This window comes from Shewanella sp. SM87, from assembly GCF_025653705.1.
GTDB lineage: Bacteria > Pseudomonadota > Gammaproteobacteria > Enterobacterales > Shewanellaceae > Shewanella > Shewanella oncorhynchi.
On the sequence record NZ_JAKKSC010000021.1, the window covers coordinates 42,450 to 61,079 of the forward strand.

Annotated in this window: 16 protein-coding genes; 7 read left to right on the forward strand and 9 right to left on the reverse strand. The window is 46.6% G+C overall.

From position 1 onward, the window contains the following. Position 1: 1 nt before the first annotated feature. Entirely contained in the window at positions 2–2,155 is a 2,154-nt protein-coding gene (locus L5M11_RS16230; protein WP_105250737.1) for a cache domain-containing protein, read from the forward strand. A gap of 339 nt (positions 2,156–2,494) precedes the next feature. Here L5M11_RS16230 and L5M11_RS16235 read toward each other — a convergent pair whose 3' ends face one another. Further along, positions 2,495–2,953, reverse strand: coding sequence for a GNAT family N-acetyltransferase (locus tag L5M11_RS16235; protein ID WP_263192738.1), 459 nt, complete (start codon positions 2,951–2,953; stop codon positions 2,495–2,497). A gap of 100 nt (positions 2,954–3,053) precedes the next feature. After that, positions 3,054–3,713: a 7-cyano-7-deazaguanine/7-aminomethyl-7-deazaguanine transporter gene (locus L5M11_RS16240; RefSeq protein WP_105250735.1), complete on the reverse strand. Its 660-nt coding sequence runs from the start codon at positions 3,711–3,713 to the stop codon at positions 3,054–3,056. Positions 3,714–3,918: 205 nt separating this feature from the next. Here L5M11_RS16240 and L5M11_RS16245 point away from each other — a divergent pair, with 205 nt between their 5' ends. Then, a complete protein-coding gene (locus L5M11_RS16245; protein WP_173497812.1) occupies positions 3,919–4,659 on the forward strand; it encodes a substrate-binding periplasmic protein in 741 nt (246 codons plus the stop codon). Between the two features lie 21 nt (positions 4,660–4,680). Here the strand turns inward: L5M11_RS16245 and L5M11_RS16250 are convergent, their stop codons facing one another. Next, complete coding sequence (locus L5M11_RS16250) at positions 4,681–6,039, reverse strand: isochorismate synthase MenF (RefSeq protein ID WP_131524435.1); 1,359 nt, start codon at positions 6,037–6,039, stop codon at positions 4,681–4,683. Between the two features lie 515 nt (positions 6,040–6,554). On the opposite strand from L5M11_RS16250, the gene L5M11_RS16255 reads away from it, so the two are divergent. The 3 genes from L5M11_RS16255 (at position 6,555) to L5M11_RS16265 (ending at position 10,171) form a co-directional block, all read left to right on the forward strand. Further along, entirely contained in the window at positions 6,555–7,925 is a 1,371-nt protein-coding gene (locus tag L5M11_RS16255; RefSeq protein ID WP_263182216.1) for an ATP-binding cassette domain-containing protein, read from the forward strand. 306 nt (positions 7,926–8,231) lie between these two features. After that, complete coding sequence (locus tag L5M11_RS16260) at positions 8,232–9,422, forward strand: HD-GYP domain-containing protein (RefSeq protein WP_263162609.1); 1,191 nt, start codon at positions 8,232–8,234, stop codon at positions 9,420–9,422. A 113-nt stretch (positions 9,423–9,535) separates the two neighbouring features. Next, positions 9,536–10,171 (forward strand): paraquat-inducible protein A, encoded by a 636-nt coding sequence (locus L5M11_RS16265; protein WP_212599564.1) that lies wholly within the window; start codon positions 9,536–9,538, stop codon positions 10,169–10,171. A gap of 73 nt (positions 10,172–10,244) precedes the next feature. Here the strand turns inward: L5M11_RS16265 and L5M11_RS16270 are convergent, their stop codons facing one another. From L5M11_RS16270 to L5M11_RS16285, 4 genes are read right to left on the reverse strand one after another with little or no spacing between them, the layout of a single operon-like run. Beyond that, the gene (locus tag L5M11_RS16270) at positions 10,245–10,550 is read right to left on the reverse strand and encodes a DUF3240 family protein (RefSeq protein ID WP_006079422.1); all 306 of its coding nucleotides are present in this window, start codon (positions 10,548–10,550) and stop codon (positions 10,245–10,247) included. Further along, the gene (locus L5M11_RS16275) at positions 10,547–13,600 is read right to left on the reverse strand and encodes an efflux RND transporter permease subunit (protein WP_263148641.1); all 3,054 of its coding nucleotides are present in this window, start codon (positions 13,598–13,600) and stop codon (positions 10,547–10,549) included. Before L5M11_RS16275 ends, L5M11_RS16270 begins: the two co-directional genes overlap by 4 nt. 1 nt (position 13,601) lies before the next feature. Beyond that, a complete protein-coding gene (locus L5M11_RS16280) occupies positions 13,602–14,630 on the reverse strand; it encodes a membrane fusion-like protein (protein ID WP_263185070.1) in 1,029 nt (342 codons plus the stop codon). Then, positions 14,627–15,850, reverse strand: a complete 1,224-nt coding sequence (locus tag L5M11_RS16285; protein WP_263192740.1) for a metal transporter — start codon at positions 15,848–15,850, stop codon at positions 14,627–14,629. The genes L5M11_RS16280 and L5M11_RS16285 overlap by 4 nt, the downstream gene beginning before the upstream one ends. Before the next feature lie 145 nt (positions 15,851–15,995). Here L5M11_RS16285 and L5M11_RS16290 point away from each other — a divergent pair, with 145 nt between their 5' ends. Further along, the gene (locus L5M11_RS16290) at positions 15,996–16,541 is read left to right on the forward strand and encodes a helix-turn-helix transcriptional regulator (RefSeq protein ID WP_105250726.1); all 546 of its coding nucleotides are present in this window, start codon (positions 15,996–15,998) and stop codon (positions 16,539–16,541) included. Positions 16,542–16,654: 113 nt separating this feature from the next. After that, the gene (locus L5M11_RS16295) at positions 16,655–16,801 is read left to right on the forward strand and encodes a hypothetical protein (protein WP_105253023.1); all 147 of its coding nucleotides are present in this window, start codon (positions 16,655–16,657) and stop codon (positions 16,799–16,801) included. A gap of 23 nt (positions 16,802–16,824) precedes the next feature. Here L5M11_RS16295 and L5M11_RS16300 read toward each other — a convergent pair whose 3' ends face one another. Beyond that, the gene (locus L5M11_RS16300) at positions 16,825–17,775 is read right to left on the reverse strand and encodes a YeiH family protein (protein WP_106648891.1); all 951 of its coding nucleotides are present in this window, start codon (positions 17,773–17,775) and stop codon (positions 16,825–16,827) included. A 286-nt stretch (positions 17,776–18,061) separates the two neighbouring features. Further along, on the reverse strand, positions 18,062–18,625 hold the full coding sequence (locus L5M11_RS16305) for a malate synthase (RefSeq protein ID WP_011845404.1): 564 nt from the start codon (positions 18,623–18,625) through the stop codon (positions 18,062–18,064). Between the last annotated feature and the right edge of the window lie 5 nt (positions 18,626–18,630).

Here is an 18,630-nt window from a genome sequence, read left to right on the forward strand (position 1 = left end):
AGTGTCATTCTTCACTCACTTTTTTGGTGTCAGTTGGCAGCAAATGCAGGCCAAGGTGCGCTATCGCATATTAATCCTGACGTTACTGCCCATTCTACTGACACTGGTGAGTTTAGTGTTTATCACTATTTACTGGAACATCAGTTATACAGGTAAGCAGCTGTTTATGAAGGTTAAAGCTGACTTATCTGTTGCCGAAAACACTTTGCAGCAAGTGCAAGTACGCCAAGAAAAACAACTTGAACGTGTGGTGACGTCTTGGACTTTTCAAAATGACTTTAGGCCACTTTTCAGTGGTAAAGAATTAAGTGGCGAAGTCAGCTACCGAGCCAGTATTGATGCTTTTCTTCTTGAACAGAAAAAACAGCTAAATCTCGATTATTTGCGTTTAGTTAGTGTTGCCGAAGCGGCCGCAGACCCCGATTTACGACAAATCCTTCCTAAGTTAGACGGTTTATTACCTTACTCCGGCTTGATGGTGCTGCCGCCCGAGCGTTTAGCACGTATCGATCCCGAATTGGCTATCACTGCGAGCATTCCGATAGTTGCAACCTTGCGGGCGCAGAGCCCCGTTAAAACCGTTGAAGAACGTGGTTTATTGAGCCGTAGCCTATTGCCCGTCCCTGATATGGAAGGCAAAGTGGCTTGGTATCTCGATGGTGGGATCTTGTTTAATCGCGATACTCGAATTGTTGACCACATTCGTGATCTGGTATACGACAAAGGCACCTTGCCCGAGCGTTCCATCGGCACTGTGACCATCTTCTTAGATAACATCCGTATTTCCACCAACGTGCCGCTGCATTTTTATCCCACAGGCAATGAGACGCTGGGCCGCGCGCTTGGCAGTTTAGTGTCGGAGGAAGTGAAAGACAAAGTGTTAACTCAAGGCGAGCAGTGGGTCGATCGCGCTTTCGTATTTAACGATTGGTTTATTTCCGCTTATGCCCCCTTGGAAGATGTTCGCGGCCAACGTGTCGGTATGATCTATACCGGCTTTTCTGAATCGCCATTTATCCATAATTATTTACTCAATATCATAGAGCTAGGCACGATTCTAATGTTAGTGCTGTTGGTCTCTGGCCTGCTGGTTTATCGCGGTGCTTATAGTTTATTGCAGCCCATTGAACGTATTCACCATGTTGTACAAGCTGTGCAGTCGGGGCGCAATATTCGTATCGGCGCCTTAGGATTAGATAGGGATAATGAGTTATCGAACTTAGCCGAGCAATTTGACAGTATGCTTGACTTGCTACAGCGTCGAAATGCCCAAATTCAAGCGGCGGCAGAACAGCTTGAAATGAAGGTTGAAGAGCGTACTCGTAGCCTGCAGGATAAAACCTTAGAGCTGCAACGTAACGTGGCATTACTAAACGAAACGCGTCAACAGCTCGTCACTAACGAGAAGCTCACAGCTCTTGGCGAATTGACCGCAGGTATCGCCCATGAAATCAATAATCCGACGGCCGTTATCCTCGGCAATATGGAATTACTGCGCTACGAGCTTGGCGATAATGCAGAAGTAGTGAAAGAAGAAATTGATCTAGTCATTCAACAGGTTGGGCGGATCAGCACTATCATCCGTAGCCTGTTGCAATACAGCCGACCAGGCGAATTCAACGCACCACTAGAAATGCATCCGATGACTCCTATTATCGAAGAAATGTTGGTGTTGGTGCGACATTCGATTCAAAAACAAGAAGTCGTGTTGATCACTGAGTTAAACGCCAGTTGTCCAGTACAGGTTAATCGTCCGCAGTTGTTGCAAGTCTTGATTAATCTTGTAGTGAATGCGGCGCATGCGATGGACGGTAAAGGACGTATTTGGGTGCGAACCTATGACTGGGTGCAGCAGGATATGCCGATTGGCGTCAAAATCGAAGTGGAAGATGAAGGCTCAGGGATAGCGCCAGAGCAGCTTGGACGGATTTTCGACCCTTTTTATACCACACGTAAGGATGGCACTGGTTTAGGTCTTTCGCTCAGTTACGGCATTATCAAGCGGATTGGTGGCACGATAGAAGTGAGTTCAACTTTGGGTAAAGGGTCTTTATTTACCATAGGTTTGTATCATGAAGCGAAGGAAGATCAGCAAAATAATCCCTACGATGGCTTACACTTTGCGGGCAACTACAGCGATATGTCTGCAGATTAGTCTTATCCCGTTAGATAGGCAGTGTGTTGTATTTGGCTGATTAAGTTTGAATTAAAATATGTCGAGCGATTGCTGGCTTTGTATTATGTGGCTTTGCATTACTGATTTTTAGGCAAAAAAAAAGCCGGATGATGAGTCCGGCCACAAAGAGTGTGTGTGAGCAATGTCGTGCTTGCAAACTCAGGAGCTCCATAACAACGTCGATTACCAGTCATCGTTGTTAAAGATGAGTTTTGGAACGCACGTTAACGATAATCATTCTCAATTGTGTTTGCAAGCTATTTATTGCAAAAAGTGCACATCTTTACAAATATCGTTTTGCCCTCATCCATTAACGGTTTAGATCGACTTGCACAGATACAGTTTATGATCGACTAAGCTTTTAGGATCGGCTGTTAGTTCAGTAATTAAATATTGATTACTGATCAATAAATTAAGCATCGCAGGAAAACGATTCATCGTTTTCACCTGAATATGATTATAGCCATGGCGGCGTGCCCAAGTTTCTTGATATTCGAGTAGACTCTGCGCTAAGCCTAAACGTCTAAAGTCGGATGCAACGCCACCTAACCAGCTATAAAATATAGCCTCTTCTTGCTCGTAACCCAGTTTAAACCCTGCCAATTCACCTTCTACATATGCGACTAAGATCAAACATGTCTTGCCCTGTAAGCGCTGGTCCAACACTTCGTTTGTGAGTGGGTGATCGAGCTCAGGGATTTGTTGGCTAAGTTCGATAAGCTGAGCGGCTAACTCGGGAGTCAAACTTGACTCTGCTTTAATTTCAATAGAATACATAGTTTACTCTCATAAAAAATCAGCCCCACTCGCGCGTTAACAGGAGCAGGGCTGAGCTATTAACTGGTTAAATTATAACAGGTCTGGCCAGTTGGGTTAATTAGGAAATTGATTCTTGCGGATTGGCTCGCAAAATCTTGTCCTGTAAGACTTTTAGCAAAACACCGTATGCCGGTAGGAAAAGGCCTAAGCTCACGATTAGCTTAAAGCCGTAATCGACTGTAGCGATTTCGGGCCAATTGGCTGCCATAAAGCTATCGGAAGAGGCGTAAAAGGCGATACTGAAAAAGACTAAAGTATCGACCAGATTTCCGACTAAGGTTGAGGCGGCTGGGGCGACCCACCAAGAGCGACTGGCTCGAATACGGGCAAAAACCTTAATATCCATCAACTGACCAATCAAATAAGCCGCGAAGCTGGCAAAGGCAATTCGGAACACAAAGGTATTCCACTGTGCAAGTGAATCAGCACCTTGAAAGCTGCCTTGATGGAACATCACTCCCATCACGTAGGAAATCATCAAAGCGGGAATCATAGCTTTGAGTATGATGCTGCGTGCGGCTTGTTGGCCAAAAATACGGACAGTGAGATCTGTGGCTAAGTACACGAACGGAAAGCTGAATGCTCCCCAAGTTGTGTGGTAGCCAAACAGTTGAAATGGCAATTGTACTAAGTAGTTGCTGACGCAAATAATCAGTATGTGAAATCCTACTAATAGGAATAAAGCGCGGCGAAGCTGCGCTGTGGTTAACATTAACATATGTGGCCTTTTTAGTTGTGTAGGGCGGGGTGAGGGAACCCGCTAATATTCAATTTATTATGTTTACGACTTTATTGCCGGTGACAGCGTGCTGAAATCGGGTCGCCATTATAGTGGTCGAGTTTTAAGATGCAAGTCTGCTGTTTAAATGTGCACATAGAATGAAAACTCTTCTACACTTTGAATACGTCGAAGGAGGATAGCCATGAGACGATTTTTTGCTACTTTTTGCTTATTTTTAGCTGTGTTACCTGTGTCTGTTTCCGCCGCTCAGCCGATAGTGGTCGATGTAGCAACGTCAACTTGGGAGGGATTTGCCAATCGTGATAAAACGGGTTACTACTTCGAGTTACTTCAGCGGATTTTCCCTGAGCCAGAATGGCAACTCAATGTGCAGTTTATGCCTTTTGCCCGCAGTTTATATCTTGTTGAGCACAATCGTACCGATATCACGCTCAGCGTTTACAAGGGTGATATTAAAAAGGGGCTATTAACAGAGAATATGGTTGAAGTGGACTCTATCGATGTGGCTGTTACTCCCGAGGTGGCAGCAGGCTGGACCGGTATTGAAAGCCTATCCCACAAGAAGGTTCAGGCCATGCTGGCCTACAGATACAATATGCTGACACCTGTGCCTATGTATTACGAAGAAAGTAGCGATATGTTGACTATGCTCAATAGCTTAAATGCTGGACGTATAGATGCCGTGCTAGATTACAAACCTAATTTGCTTACGTTTGTTCCTAAATTAAAGGCGCCACAAAATTTTGTGATTATTCAAGGTGTACTCAAGGCCGAAACCTATTTTGTTTTCGCTAACACCGAGAAAGGCCAGATGTTGAAACAACATTTTGACCTTGCACATAAGCGCTTAATCGATTCGGGTGAACAGGACAGGCTTTACCTTGAAACGATTGAAAAACGAAGGGCTGATGGCGCTGAATAGTCTTAATGTTTACTAGGCTTATTACATTTCGAATAAAATCGACATTATGGTTGCGAGTTTATTTTCAAGCTCTTGCCACTCAGCTTCAGGCTCAGAACCTGCAATAATTCCCGCCCCCGCAAATAGATTAATCCGACCTGGTTCGATCAGCGCACTGCGGATCGCTACCGAAAACTCACTCTCATATTTATTGAAATAGCCGCAGGCACCGGCGTACCAACCGCGAATATAACCTTCACGTTGACGAATAAAGTTTAGCGCTGAATACCGCGGCAAGCCGCCAACTGCAGGAGTAGGATGCAGGGCTTGCAAAAGTTGGAAATCATTCACGCCCGGCTTCAATTCGGCTCGAATTGCACGGTGTAAATGTTGAATATGGTTCAGCTTAAAAATAGTCGCTAATTCATCGGCGCCAACATAATTGCTCAGCGGCGTGAGCATATTCACTATGTGACTGCGAACAAGTTGGTTTTCAACGCTATTTTTGTTGTCTTCTAATAAAGCGTTCGCCAGCGCAACATCTTCTTCTTGATTGAGACCGCGTACCGTTGTACCAGCAAGTGCCTCGGTAAATAGCTCCTGCTGACGGCGGCGGAATAAACGCTCTGGTGAGCAAGAGATAAAAGTGCGATCTGGACTAAATTGAAAGCCAAACTGGAAACTATTGGGATTACGGCCCTGCCAGCAAGCCAGCACCATCCAAGGATCGATAGGTTCATTGACTTCAAGTTGTGTTAAGCGGGATAACACGACTTTTGGGGTATCTTGATTGAACTTAGGATCCACCACTTGCTCGACTAATGTCTTCCAACGTTCAAAATCAGGTTTGTCACTGCGCCCAAGTGGAACGATCTTTTTAGGTGGCGAGAGTGGCTTCGCAGGCATGACGGCTTCGATAGCGCCGATGGCCTTATCTATCTCGCTATGGTGATCATTATCAGCAAAATTAAGATTCACTAATAGGCTAAATTTGTTCCCACTGCGTCTAAATTCAATGCGCGGCAGGATAAAGCGGCTATTACCGAACTCAGGCCAAGACTCTATAGTGCGATCAAAGGCAACACCGCCATAGTAGCGAATATTCTGATTCGTCGATAAGGCTCGCTGCTCTTGGTAGGCCATGGCCAGTTGCTGATCATTGATTCCGGTTTCAAATCTAAAGTCTTTGCACGCCCCTATCGCCGCGACTTCTTCGATTCTGTCGCGCCCATGCCAGTAGATCCTTGGGTATTGAGTCTGGGATGCCAGCCATGAAATTAAAGGCATAGCGACAGTGTTTAGTGACAACTGCACTATCGGTTCCGTCGGTGGAACTTGCTTTAATTGAATGAGTTTGTCGATGAGAGACTTAAGGTCTTCAGACAGGGCATGAACGGGCAAATAGAACTCCAAAGATAACGGATGAAGGCGAAAGCTGAAGGTCACTCTGTCAGCGTCAATAAATTCGAGTCAGGTTAATGTCCTCTTTTACAAGCCATTTACCTGTAGTGATTTTAGTCTGTAAATAAGAATCTTTCGCTCAAATTAAAGGCCACGGTCGAGTGTGTCAAGATGTAAGGCCCTATCGTGTGACTTTCGCCATAGTCTCATTTTACGCTGATAAAAAATGTGACTTGAGTGGGTCTTTTTGTCGGGCAAGCCACCCTCGGTGGACATTTTGTCTCTTAGTCGTTAAATGTACTTTCCCTTTGTCGTAATTAGTCGATCTAGGTTGGTTTTTAAACGTTTTTCGGTTGAGACAGAATAATCGCGGTCCACAATAGCTTGCACATCTTAAATTTTCTACGTGACAAGTTAGATGTCTATTAACGTATGACTCGCCGTGGGAATGAAAAGACGACTAGGGTGCAGCCTTGTCATAGGCTGTTCGTTAGATCTTTATAGGCAGATATAGTATGAAACTCTTAGATCTCGAAGGCGTTAGCTTCAACTATGGCAGCCAGTTACCGACGGTATTGCAGGAAGTTAACTTGGCGATTGGTACCGGCCAATGCCATTGCGTGAGCGGTCCTACGGGCTCAGGAAAATCGAGTCTGCTAAATCTACTGGCGGGCGTGTTAAATCGCCCGCATGAAGGTGACATCTGGCGTTATCCTCAATTGGTTACGGGTCTGGTAATGCAAGACCCACAAACTCAGCTACTAAGGCAAACCGTTGGTGCCGAGGTGGCTTTCGCCTTAGAAAACCTCGGTATTCCCGCCGAGCAAATGCTACCTAAAGTGCAATTAGCACTACGGCGCGTGGGCTTGTATCTGCGCCTCGATACCCAAGTCAGCACGCTTTCCCTCGGTCAAAAATATCGCTTAATGATCGCCGCTCAGTTAGTGTCAGAGCCGCATTTACTGCTGCTCGATGAACCTTGGGCACAACTCGATGATCACGGTGTGAGTGAGCTGCTGGTCGTGCTTCGCAATCTTATCCAAGATGGTATGGCGCTAGTATTAGTTGAGCATAACGCCTCGGCATTCGCCGAGATTATTCAGCATTATTGGCAGTTAGAGGCTGGTAAGTTGTCCGAAGGCATCTATACCGTGAGCGATGCGCCGCAAATTGAAGCGCCTGCGTGGCGAAATCAGGCTAAGTTTGAGCATTTAGGCAAAGTCTTGGTCAGTGCCGAAGCCTTTGATTTTGGGTTCGATGCTTGTCCCACGTTATTTGCGTGTCCACAAGGATTCCAATTGCAAGCGGGGGAGATAGTGACCTTAGTGGGCGATAACGGCTCTGGTAAAACGAGTCTATTGAAAACTATAGCGGGCGTGCACAGTTTAAGGCAGCGTCTTCCTCTTAAAGTGCTAGGGCGAAGGCCTAAATTGGGGATTTATGGTGCTGAATTGGGACTGTTGATGCAAAGGCCGAGTCGACAATTATTCGAGTCTAACGTGCTAGCCGAAATGCAGTTTAGCCTTAGGCGCTTTGAACTCCCCAAAGAGCGAGCGGTGCAAATGTTGGACGAGTTGGATTTATTTAGCTTAGCCCATCTGTCGCCCCACAAATTATCCTACGGCCAACAGCATTTGATTGCCTTAGCGTCACTCGCCTGTCTACGCCCTAAGGTGCTGCTTTTGGACGATCCATTGGCGGGGATGGATAAGCATTACTACGGCAAAGTGTGGTACTTGCTAAAGCGGTTAAGCTCCCAAGGTTGCGCTATTTTGCTCAGCACTCACAGAAGCATTGAACACAGTGCAGTGTCACGGCAACTGAGTTTACGTAATGGTTTATTGGTGGAAGAGTCAACTGAAATGGCTGAGCGTTATGTGGGGTAGTTGTGAGCTTTTCGCGCGTGAGGGTCGCTGGTTTTGAATGCCTAGCCCTTAGGCATTTTTTGAAATAATGAGAGATTGAAATGGGTCTAATCGACACCTTAAGCTCTGATTTCATCGTATCTTGTTTAAGCCCCTTTATTTACCAAGAAAGTCTATGGTGATTTTCTAATCCTCGTCTTAGAATGCCCCTCACGTCTGTTCTATAATAATCAAAAATAACAACAGAACATTTGAGCGTAAGTCGCTTTAATGTCGTATGGTTAAGTTGATATTTTATTCAGGCACATCATCCTTGGGGTTGTAGATATGAGTGAGTCGGCAGAATCAGTTGAACTTATCAAATTACCAGTGTCACAGCTGACATTGGGTATGTTTGTCAGTGCCATAGACAAAAATGATAAAGGTCAACTTGCTATTGCAAATGCTGGACAAATTAAGCACAAGGATGCGATTTTAAAACTGGCCAAAAGCGGTATTAAATTTGTTTGGGTAGACGCCGAGCGTTCGGCTGAACATTGTGGGTTAAAGAAAAAAATCACTAACGATAATCAAACTGACAATAAAAAAGCGCTCATTAGCCGCGATAAGCAACAAGCTCAAGCTAAAGTCATGCTTACCGAGGCGAAAGACCTCATTCGTAAAGTCTTATCTGAGACCTTCGAAGGTAAAGCCATCGAAGTTGCCCCCTTCGAAGCGTTAGCCGATACCATGATAGAGTCAGTGATGTTGGATGCTGATGCGCTTAAATGTATGTCTGCACTCCGTTCAAAAGATGCCTATCTACTTGAACATTCAGTGAATGTCGCCTTTCTACTGGTTACCTTTGGTAAATACTTAAAGCTAGATCGCGTCATGCTACGGGAAATGGCGGTCGGCGGGATTTTGCACGATATTGGCAAGATTAAAGTCGACAATAAAGTGCTGCACAAGCCGGGCAAACTGACGCCGGAAGAATTTGAACATATGAAGCTGCATCAAGTGTATGCGCTTGAAATTATGAACGAAACTACTGGTCTGTCGCAGATCAGTAAAGATATCTGCTTAATGCACCATGAAAAATTAGATGGCAGAGGTTATCCAAGGGGTTTGAAGGGTGATGAAATCCCCCGCCATGGCCGTATGAGTTGTATAGTCGATATCTTCGATGCTTTAACAGCAACGCGATGTTATAAAGAGGCGATGAGCCCTGCCGCGGCCTTTAAAATTTTACTCAGTCTAACGCCATTCCATTTGGATCAAGAATTGGTCTATGAGTTTATTCGTTGTATTGGTGTTTACCCTGTGGGTTCCTTAGTTGAATTGTCGGATGGTCGTGTTGGTATTGTTTGGGCCTCGAAAGATAGGGATGCGCTACATCCAATCGTAAAGTGTTTTTATTCTTTAAAAGTAAAACGTTACACTGATGTCGCTATGGTGGATTTATTAAAATCTGAACTTTATATTGAACGCGGTGTGTCACCGAGTACATTAGATATCGATCCGACTCCTTTCTATTAATCTTCAAATCCTACCTTAAATGCCGGTCATCTGAGTCGATGGCTGGTGTGAATGATTGCAGAGCCTGCGCTAAAAACCGTAAACTGAAAGTATTTCTCTGGTCGAGCAATGCTATGAACAGTGCTATGAAATCTCTATTTCCTATTTTTATCATTATCTTATCCTTGGCTTTGTTAATCCCTGGGGTGACTCAACCAATTTTGAGTATCAGCGGCAGTATCGATAAGGCCAAGCTGGCGGAACAAGGCATAGAGCAAGTTGCCCAAAGCTTTGATGAGGACTCTGGGCGTGAAAGTGCCCGCGGTATGTTAAGCATGGTCAGTGGCTTGCTTGGGTTTAATAGTCTTAAAGGTGAAGTCCAAGTGCTGCAGAAGACTCGTAGTATTTGGGGAACAGTGACCGAGCTTTATCACTCTGGTAATGGACTCGTCGCGGGATTAGTCATGTTATTCAGTGTGATAGTGCCTGCCTTGAAGTTGAGCTTAATGCTGGCACAGCAATGTGTGAGTTCGATTGGCCTGAAACTGAGGATTAATGCCGTCGTCAACTCACTCGCCAAGTGGTCGATGGCCGATGTGTTTGTGGTAGCGCTGATCATCACCTTTATGGCGGGGAACGCCTCAGGTGGCATGGGGGAAATGCTAAAAACACAGGCGCAATTTGAAAACGGTTTTTACTTCTTTACCGCTTACTGCATTTTATCGATCCTGAGTGGTTTTTTAGTGCGTCGCCCAACGCCAATTCTTTAGCTATTTTAAAGGCATACTGACTTTAGTGACAAAGTGAGTATGCCTTGCTCAGTGAGATCAACATCAATCTAGATTAAGACAGAGTACCATTTTGATAGATGGGCATAATCCAATAGCGACAGGGATTATGTTTGCAGACTAACGCCAGTGCCGCGAGCAGCGCCGCTTGTTGTGCAGCGGGATGCATGATTTCGAATTTACAAAACTCCCGATAACCTTCCACTTGTTCCTTGATATTAAAATGGCTGTGTTCACGGCTAAAACCACAAATATTCCCTAGGCTAAAACCCGACAGAAACTCCAGCTCTATCAAGGTATCGACTATGTCGTCCTTAATATCATTTTGGGCGATCAGTACTAACAGTTGTTCTGTGCTCATTTACGTTTCTCCAGCCAAAAATACAGAATTGGCAGTAAATACAGTGTGGTAATGGTTGAAGTGAGCAGACCGCCAATCACCACAATCGCTAAAGGTTTTTGAATTTCAGCCCCAGGACCTGAGGCAAACACTAGCGGCATAAGACCAAACATGGCCGTTGTCGCCGTCATCAAAATGGGGCGTAAACGCCGCGCCGCACCTTGTTCTACCCGTTCGCGCAGGTTACTGAACATGTGCTTGGTTTGTTCGTAATAGCTGACCATCACCACGCCATTGAGTACAGCGACACCGAGCAGGGCGATAAAGCCAACTGAGGCGGGCACGGACAAATATTCCCCCGATAAATACAGGCTAACTATGCCGCCCATCATAGCGAAGGGAACGTTGGCGAGGATTAAGCCAGCTTTGGCCAGTGAGCCAAATGTGGTGAATAAAATCAAAGTGATCAGTGCGATAGCAATGGGGATCACTAGTAGTAAATTGCTGGTGGCCCGTTGTTGGTTTTCAAACTCGCCACCAAAACTTACGCTATAACCGCTCGGGAGTTTGATTTCCTTTGCTATTTTAGCGTTGAGCTCTTCTACAAAACTCACAATATCGCGACCCTGCACGTTGGTGGTGATCACTGAAAAGCGATTCCCTTGCTCACGCTCGATAAGGATGGGGCCTTGCTTATAGCTTAAGGTGGCGACATCACTCAGGCGTTTTAAGGAGTGATCTGGCATCACCAGTAACTGATTTTTAAGCTCATTAATGCTGCTTAAGTGGCTCTGATTATTAGCCATCAGCACGGGCGTTCGTTTCTTACCCTGTAGCACTTCGGTCACTATCACGCCTTCGAGCTGACTTTTCAGGTAGCGAGCAAACTCCATGGTGCTCATGCCAAAGCCACGGGCGAGCTCGTTATCTAAGGTGAGGTTGATAAAAGGACTGCCTTCGATCATCGCCATTTTCACATCGACGCTGCCGCTGGTGGCATTAACCAGCTGTTGGATTTGGCTCGTGAGCAGACCTAAGGTGTCGATATCATTACCAAAGACCTTAATCGCCACGTCGCCAATGCTACCGGTGAGCATTTCGGACACGCGCATTTGTATCGGTTGAGTGAAGTTAAAATTAACGCCGGGATAGTCCAATAACACAGTGCGGATCGCATCGATAAGCGCTTCTTTATTTGCAAAGCGCCATTCGCTGCGGGGCAGAAGTTCTAAGAATACATCGGTTTCATTGAGCCCCATGGGATCTAAGCCGATTTCATCCGCGCCAGTACGCGCCACCATTTGTTTGATTTCAGGAACTTTAGCCAGCAAGGTTTGCTGAATTTGCTTGTCGATGGCAATCGAAGCTTCGAGTGAAATCGACGGGGATTTCTCCAGCTGCAGGATAATGTCGCCTTCATCTAAGGTCGGCATAAAGGTTTTTCCCACTAACCCGAACAGCCCTAGGCTGACGATAAGCAAGCTAAAGGCGATCACCATAAAGCGTTTTTGATGGCTAAACGTGCTCTTGAGGCTGGCCAGATAAAGCTGTTTAAGCTTTTCAATCGCCTTAGGTTCCTTGGCGGCTTTTTCGTTGACGAGATAAGAAGCGATAACCGGAATAACAGTTAACGACAACACCAGCGCCGACAGCATGGCAAACACGATAGTGACCGCAACTGGGGTAAAGAGTTTGCCTTCGAGCCCGCTCAAGGTCAGCAAGGGTGAGAACACTATCATGACGATCACAGTGCCCGACACCACGGGAATGGCAACATCCTTGGTCGCGCGAAAAATCAAATGCAGCCGCGGTAATCTCTGCTTAGTGGCGATGAGATTCACCATGTTTTCGACTACGACCACAGATGAATCCACTAACATGCCGATGGCGATAACTAGCCCGCCTAGGCTCATTAAGTTCGCAGAAAGATTAAAGTAATCCATCATCAAAAACGTCATCAGCGCGGCGAGTGGTAGCGAGAGTGACACGACTAATGCGGCGCGCACGTTACCTAAAAATAGCGCCAGCAAGATGATCACCAGCACTACGGCTTCGAACAAGGCATTGGAGATAGTATCAATCGCGGTATTGATCAGATTCGCGCGGTCGTAAAAGGTGTTGATCTGGCTCCCTTCTGGTAAGGTTAGGCTGATTTGATCGAGTTTTTCTTTAATGTTTTTGACTACTTGTGCGGTATTGGCGTCTTTCAGGGCGATGATCAAGGCTTCGGCGGTTTCGTTACCGTCCTTAGTGACTGCGCCATAGCGGGCTAAGTGGCCAATTTGAATATCGGCTAAATCCTGCAGTCGATAGACTCTGGCATCATCGGCTTTGATCACTAATTGTTTGAGCTCGTCGATGTCATCGATGCGACCTTCGGCGCGCACTATGATGGTATCTGTACCAATCGTGAGCTTGCCCGCACCTTCGTTGTGATTATTCTCCACTATCGCTTGTTGCAGCGCCGCAAAACTTACGCCTGCGGCCGCCATAGCCGCAGGTTTGGGGGTCACACTAAAGCTTTTGGCATAGCCACCGAGGATATTCACATCGGCGACACCTGCAACGGTTCGTAGTAGCGGACGGATTTCCCATTCGAGCAACTGCCGTCTTTCCATCAGCGAAAGATTGGGATTTTCGAGTGAAAACATAAAGATTTCGCTGAGCGGCGTACTCATTGGCGCTACGCCGCCCGTTACACCTTCAGGGAAACTGTCCCACACGGCGGCGATGCGCTCGCTCACCTGCTGGCGCGCCCAATAGATATCTGTACCTTCGTCGAAATCGAGGGTGATATCGCTGATGGCGTATTTAGTGGTCGAGCGAAGAATCGATTGATGGGGAATACCTAACAGTTCGGTTTCAATCGGCACGGTAATTTGCGCTTCGATTTCCTCCGGCGTCATGCCGGGCGCCTTGAGGATGATCTTCACTTGGGTGGGCGAAATATCGGGAAAGGCATCCAAGGGAATGGAAAACCAGGCTCGCGCTCCCGCTAACATGATGATCAGCGCCACAATCAGCACAAATAAGCGCTGCGTAAGCGAAAAGCGGATGACTGAGGTCAACATCTTATTCGCCTCCTAAGCCAAGCATTATGCCTTTGACTGCAGCAACTGACTGGGATAACACTTGGATTTGGCTGAGTTCTTGATCGCTTTCAACGATATATTGCTCAGGGGTTGAGCCAAGAATATCGATTGTAATCGAGGTGAGCGTGTCTGCGGTTTTAGTGAAGACTTGGCTGTCTTGCTCCCAACTGAATACGCTATTTTTAGGCAATAAATACACTGCCTTTTGATACTCGGGTATCACAGTGATTTGTTGTCCTAACAGTAAGTTACACTCCTGCGGTACGGGTGATGACCAAGCGGTCACAAAAGCACCTTCGGCGATGGCCGACACGGACTCAATGGCGATATGGCACTGATTGATATTCACCGCCGAGAGCGAATGTGACTGACTCATTGGCACACTGACCTTGACGCGAATGCTGTCGCTGGGCACCAGTGAGAATAGCTGTGAACCCGCCATATAAGGTCCATTCACTTGGTTGAGTTTAACGATCCCCGCCACTGGCGTGCCTACCACTAGGGAGTCTGTGGTGGCATCTGTGCTTTTGACTATCTCCATAAAATGCTGCATGTGCTCGTATTCGAGGTGAGTGCTGAAGTAGTCTTGGCTGATCTCTTGCCATTTTTCTGCGCTAATACTGCCATTGTTTAATAAGGGTTTATTGCGCTCATAACGGCTTTTGGCTAGTTGATACAAGCTGCTGGCGGCTTCGACTTGGGCGAGGTAGTGGAACACTTCTGGCCCAGTCAGTTTGACAATCGCTTGGCCTTTAGTGACGAGCTGGCCTTGGCCGACGAGAAAGGTGATCTGCTGGATATTCTCCGGCGTGCTGATCCAGTAATCATTACCGGGGAGGATTTCAACCTGCGCGGGCAACGGGCTGCCCTCATAACTGGCGACTTTCTGTGGTTGCACGTAGCTCAGGTCTAAATTACCGAGGGAACTTATCGTTAAGGATTCAGCCTGCACTAAGGTGGCAACACTGGCGGATAAACAGAAAAGGCATGCGCCGTACTTGGCCATCATAATGAAATTCCTAAGGATTGCAGTTGTTGGGAGTGCAGTTGTTGCTGCGCGACTTGGTTCAGTGCCAAGCGGGATTCGGTATCGAGGGCATCCATATAGCGGCGCAGCCAGACTTCGTAGCTAACTTGGTTTTGGTCTTTGACCTTAGCCAGCTCCTCTGTGATGGTGCGGCTAAGGTGTAAGGCTTGAGTCAGCAATGTTTGTTGGTCGAGCAGATTTTGTTGCTGTTGCTCTAGTTTTTTAAGCTGAGTTTTCAGCTCGATATAGGTACGGTCGAGGTTGAGCGTGTGCTCGGTATTGGCTTGTTGCCATTGGGATAATTCGGTTTGTGATAGGGCAGAACCTAAGGTCAGCGGTACAGAAACGGCGATGCCAAGCTGTTGATCATCGACTTGATTATCTGCGGTATTTTTGGCCGTGAGTGAGACTGCCCAAGGATCGTTATTCCCTGCTTGCTGACTCTGGATGATCAACAGCTGTTGCTGCTTCTGCAGGCTCAGTAGTTGCCATAATGGATGCTGCGCGAGCATGTCATTGGGTTGGTTGTTGGCAGAAAGTGGCCGCGCGGTTTCGGCTATGTTCTGCGGTATTTGCTCTTGTCCGGTGAGTTGTTGATAGAGGGTAAGCGCCTCAGCTTGTTGCTGGTTAAGGTCGACCCGCTCCAGTGCAATATCCACCAGTTCGCGCTCTAACAAGAGAATGTGGGCAATCGGCAGTTCGCCCGCATCTGTGAGTTGCTTTTGCTGATTATGGAGTTTGTCGAGTAATTGGGTCTTGCGATCTAACTGGGCCAGTTTCACTGCGGCAAGACGATGTTCCCACAGGCTTTGTCGCAATAATCCCGATAAATACAGGCCTTGCAGCGCGACTTGTTGCACCTGAATGCCTTGGGTGAGTTGTTTAATTTGCTTATCGCTGCTGTGCAAAGCAGGGGATTTTATTGGCAAATTGAGTGAGAGTTCCTGCTCGTAGCTGTTACCATTATCTAGGCTGCCTAAGTGACTCAAGCTAATGCTCGGCAGGCCATTGAGCCAAGATGAGCTGCTTAAGCTTATTTGTGATTGCGGTAACTGGCCGCCCGATTGAGATAGAGAATGTAATCTTGCTTGGCTGGTGGTGAGTGCTTGAGATAGCTCGGAATTAGCTGCGTGGCACAGGAAACTGCTGCTGACTAAGGTCGCCAACAGACATAACTTGATACAAGACGTACTGACAGACATAGGACGATTCTATGGTAATAAAGTGTGTTGTCAGTGTAGGGATTAGTGGGCGAAAGTCGTGGGGGACATGTATCATAAAACCGTCTATGGTACATATGTCCCATAAATTAATTATTTGATTTTGCTTTTATTTAGGAGTTTTTCGATGAAGGATCTTGTCATTATTGGTCTGTTGGCCTTGATCATATGCTTTAAGCTTTTTGACATCACTTCCGACATTCAATTGGGCATTCCCCAATGGCATATTGCGCAGGAAGCCATGTTATTAGTGCTCACTGTGATTGGTGCCATGTACTTAAGTTATGACCTTATTCGTCGCTCCCGCGAAGTGAAAGCATTGGCTAAACGGTTGGAGCATGCGGATAAAAAAATCGACAATATGTCGACGCAAATGCGCTCTGCCAGACAAGAATACAGCCAAGCGGTGTCGCAGCAATTCGAGACTTGGGGCTTTACTAAGAGTGAGCAGCAAGTGGCTTTTTTATTACTTAAGGGCCTAAGCTTTAAAGAAATTGCCGAAGTGCGCCAGACTAAAGAAAAAACCGTCAGACAACAGGCATCGACCATTTACGGTAAAGCGGCAGTCGATGGACGCCATACTTTTTGCGCTTGGTTTATGGAAGATTTTATTCAAGAACATAATCAAGATCTTGCTGCGAATGAAGCGGCATCAAGCCCTAAGGCAGCTTAATCAACGCAGGATTGGCTTAGCTGTTATAGCTATTTGTTATTGAAAATCGATATTTGCTGAGTTTTTAGTTCTAAACAATAATGAGCATCCCCTAAGTTTGCAGGAAGATGCAATTGAAAAACTGGCTGATTATCGTGTTTTGCCTGATTGCCTTGGTCGCTTCGACGCAAACCACAGGACTCGTGCGTTCACTTATCGAATTCTCCGCCTTTGTTGGCGTCCTCTACTGGGCTTGGCGAATGAAGCCGACGGCAGAGTAGATTGGCTTTGAGTTAAATCTTAGCTATTGAAAATAAAGAATATACACTAAAGACGTGATACCAATCGCTGCCCACAGCATCACCCCAAGCAACAAAGGTTTTGGGCCACTCGCCCGCATTTTCTGCACTGTAATTCCTGCACCAATCAAAAATAAACACAGGACTAATGCCCGTTTCGACACCATAAATAAGGTGTCATAAACAGCGTGGAATTGTGGCAACCAATGGGCCACGGCAATGGCTAAACAATAAAAACCGATAAAATACGGCAGGTTAAGCTTGCGCTTATCGCCACCAAACAGCATAGCGCTGACCAATGCGATCGGGATAATCCACAGGGCGCGGGCGAGTTTTATGGTAGTTGCGGTTTTTAAGGCTTCATCGCCGTAAGCCGAAGCCGCGCCGACAACCGATGAAGTATCGTGGATGGCGATGGCGCTCCACACGCCAAAATCGTATTGACTCATATTGAGCAAGTGGCCGAGAGCGGGGAATAAAAATAGCGCGACTGAGTTCAGCACAAATACGCAGGCTAACGCAGTGGCGGTTTGATCGTTACGCGCATTGATGGCCGGAGCGACTGCGGCAATGGCGCTGCCACCGCAAATAGCGGTACCAGAGGCGATTAAGTGGCCCGTGACATGATCAAATTTCAGGGCGCGGGTGAGCACAAACCCTAAGCTGAGGGTGAAAAAGATTGAGCCAACAATCAGGCCGAAGTTGTGGGTGCTCGCCTCGATCGCCGCGTTTAAGTTAATCCCAAACCCTAAGCCAATGATCGAATAAGACAGGAGTTTTTTGGTGAGTGCGGCGATATTCCATTGCACTGGTACCCAACCAAGGCTCGCTAAGGTAAAACCGAGCACTAGCGCCATGGGCGATGAGATAAAAGGCGCGAGGCATAACAAACCCGCACAGATGAAAACGATGCGATGAGTCTTATTATCTTGCTGTGATGTCGATGAAGAATTCATAACGCCTTAGGCTCGAGCGATTCGGTTTATCGTTCCAACCACAGATCTTCACATTAAGCGACGGATACAAAATGGCGATCAATTGGATTGATCATGGAGACAGATGCAAGAGGGCATTATAGCTGTGTGTATGAGCCTCAATAAAATCAATTAAACTTATCTAGTTAATCAATTTTATTGACTCTTAGAAGATTTGGCAAAGCAGGAGGGGAAATCGAAGAAGATGAACTGAGCTCAGTTCATCTTCTTGGCTAGATAATAAATGGCGAGGTTACAAAGCGTGAAATTATAAATTTACGATACTTTTCAAGTTGTAATCGCTGCCATCCTTTGCGGTAAACAACTTATCTTGGGTGTCGTTGGCGCTGGACATTCCCGCATGTAATAGGCTGAGCCAATGGCGCGATGCGGCAGAACGTGACTCTGGTGTTCCGACTACCATGTTTAATGACGTTCCGATTTGGATATCTTCCAGATTGGCAACGTCTCTCGCACCTATCATGCCACTGCGGTCGAAACTGAGTTCAACGTGGCAACCTAGGTCCTGTAACACTATGGCGCAAGGCGCATCTTTAGTGCCGTTAAAGGCCACAAACTGTTTTGGCTGACGTAAACCACTGTGGCTGCCGTCGGCAAAAAAGGCCAACAGGTGTTGGTAGTAAACCACATAGCTGCTCACATCTTGGTGTGAACCAGAGTTAAGTGGAAAGAGGCGGTCGAGGAATTGTTTCGCATTAGCGATCTTCTCGTGCTCGGCGACATTCACTTGGGCCACGGCTAGCACTTCTTCTGCGATGAGGCTGTTTAGATTCGGTTGGATCTGGTTGCTCTTGATAATTGACATATTCATCGCTT

Coding starts and splice junctions, on each gene's coding strand:
- L5M11_RS16235 (WP_263192738.1), bottom strand. CDS start 2,953: ATGTATTCTATTGAAATTAAAGCAGAGTCAAGTTTGACTCCCGAGTTA.
- L5M11_RS16300 (WP_106648891.1), bottom strand. CDS start 17,775: ATGAATTCTTCATCGACATCACAGCAAGATAATAAGACTCATCGCATC.
- L5M11_RS16265 (WP_212599564.1), top strand. CDS start 9,536: ATGAACAGTGCTATGAAATCTCTATTTCCTATTTTTATCATTATCTTA.
- L5M11_RS16240 (WP_105250735.1), bottom strand. CDS start 3,713: ATGTTAATGTTAACCACAGCGCAGCTTCGCCGCGCTTTATTCCTATTA.
- L5M11_RS16270 (WP_006079422.1), bottom strand. CDS start 10,550: ATGAGCACAGAACAACTGTTAGTACTGATCGCCCAAAATGATATTAAG.
- L5M11_RS16260 (WP_263162609.1), top strand. CDS start 8,232: ATGAGTGAGTCGGCAGAATCAGTTGAACTTATCAAATTACCAGTGTCA.
- L5M11_RS16255 (WP_263182216.1), top strand. CDS start 6,555: ATGAAACTCTTAGATCTCGAAGGCGTTAGCTTCAACTATGGCAGCCAG.
- L5M11_RS16290 (WP_105250726.1), top strand. CDS start 15,996: ATGAAGGATCTTGTCATTATTGGTCTGTTGGCCTTGATCATATGCTTT.
- L5M11_RS16280 (WP_263185070.1), bottom strand. CDS start 14,630: ATGATGGCCAAGTACGGCGCATGCCTTTTCTGTTTATCCGCCAGTGTT.
- L5M11_RS16275 (WP_263148641.1), bottom strand. CDS start 13,600: ATGTTGACCTCAGTCATCCGCTTTTCGCTTACGCAGCGCTTATTTGTG.
- L5M11_RS16305 (WP_011845404.1), bottom strand. CDS start 18,625: ATGAATATGTCAATTATCAAGAGCAACCAGATCCAACCGAATCTAAAC.
- L5M11_RS16285 (WP_263192740.1), bottom strand. CDS start 15,850: ATGTCTGTCAGTACGTCTTGTATCAAGTTATGTCTGTTGGCGACCTTA.
- L5M11_RS16245 (WP_173497812.1), top strand. CDS start 3,919: ATGAGACGATTTTTTGCTACTTTTTGCTTATTTTTAGCTGTGTTACCT.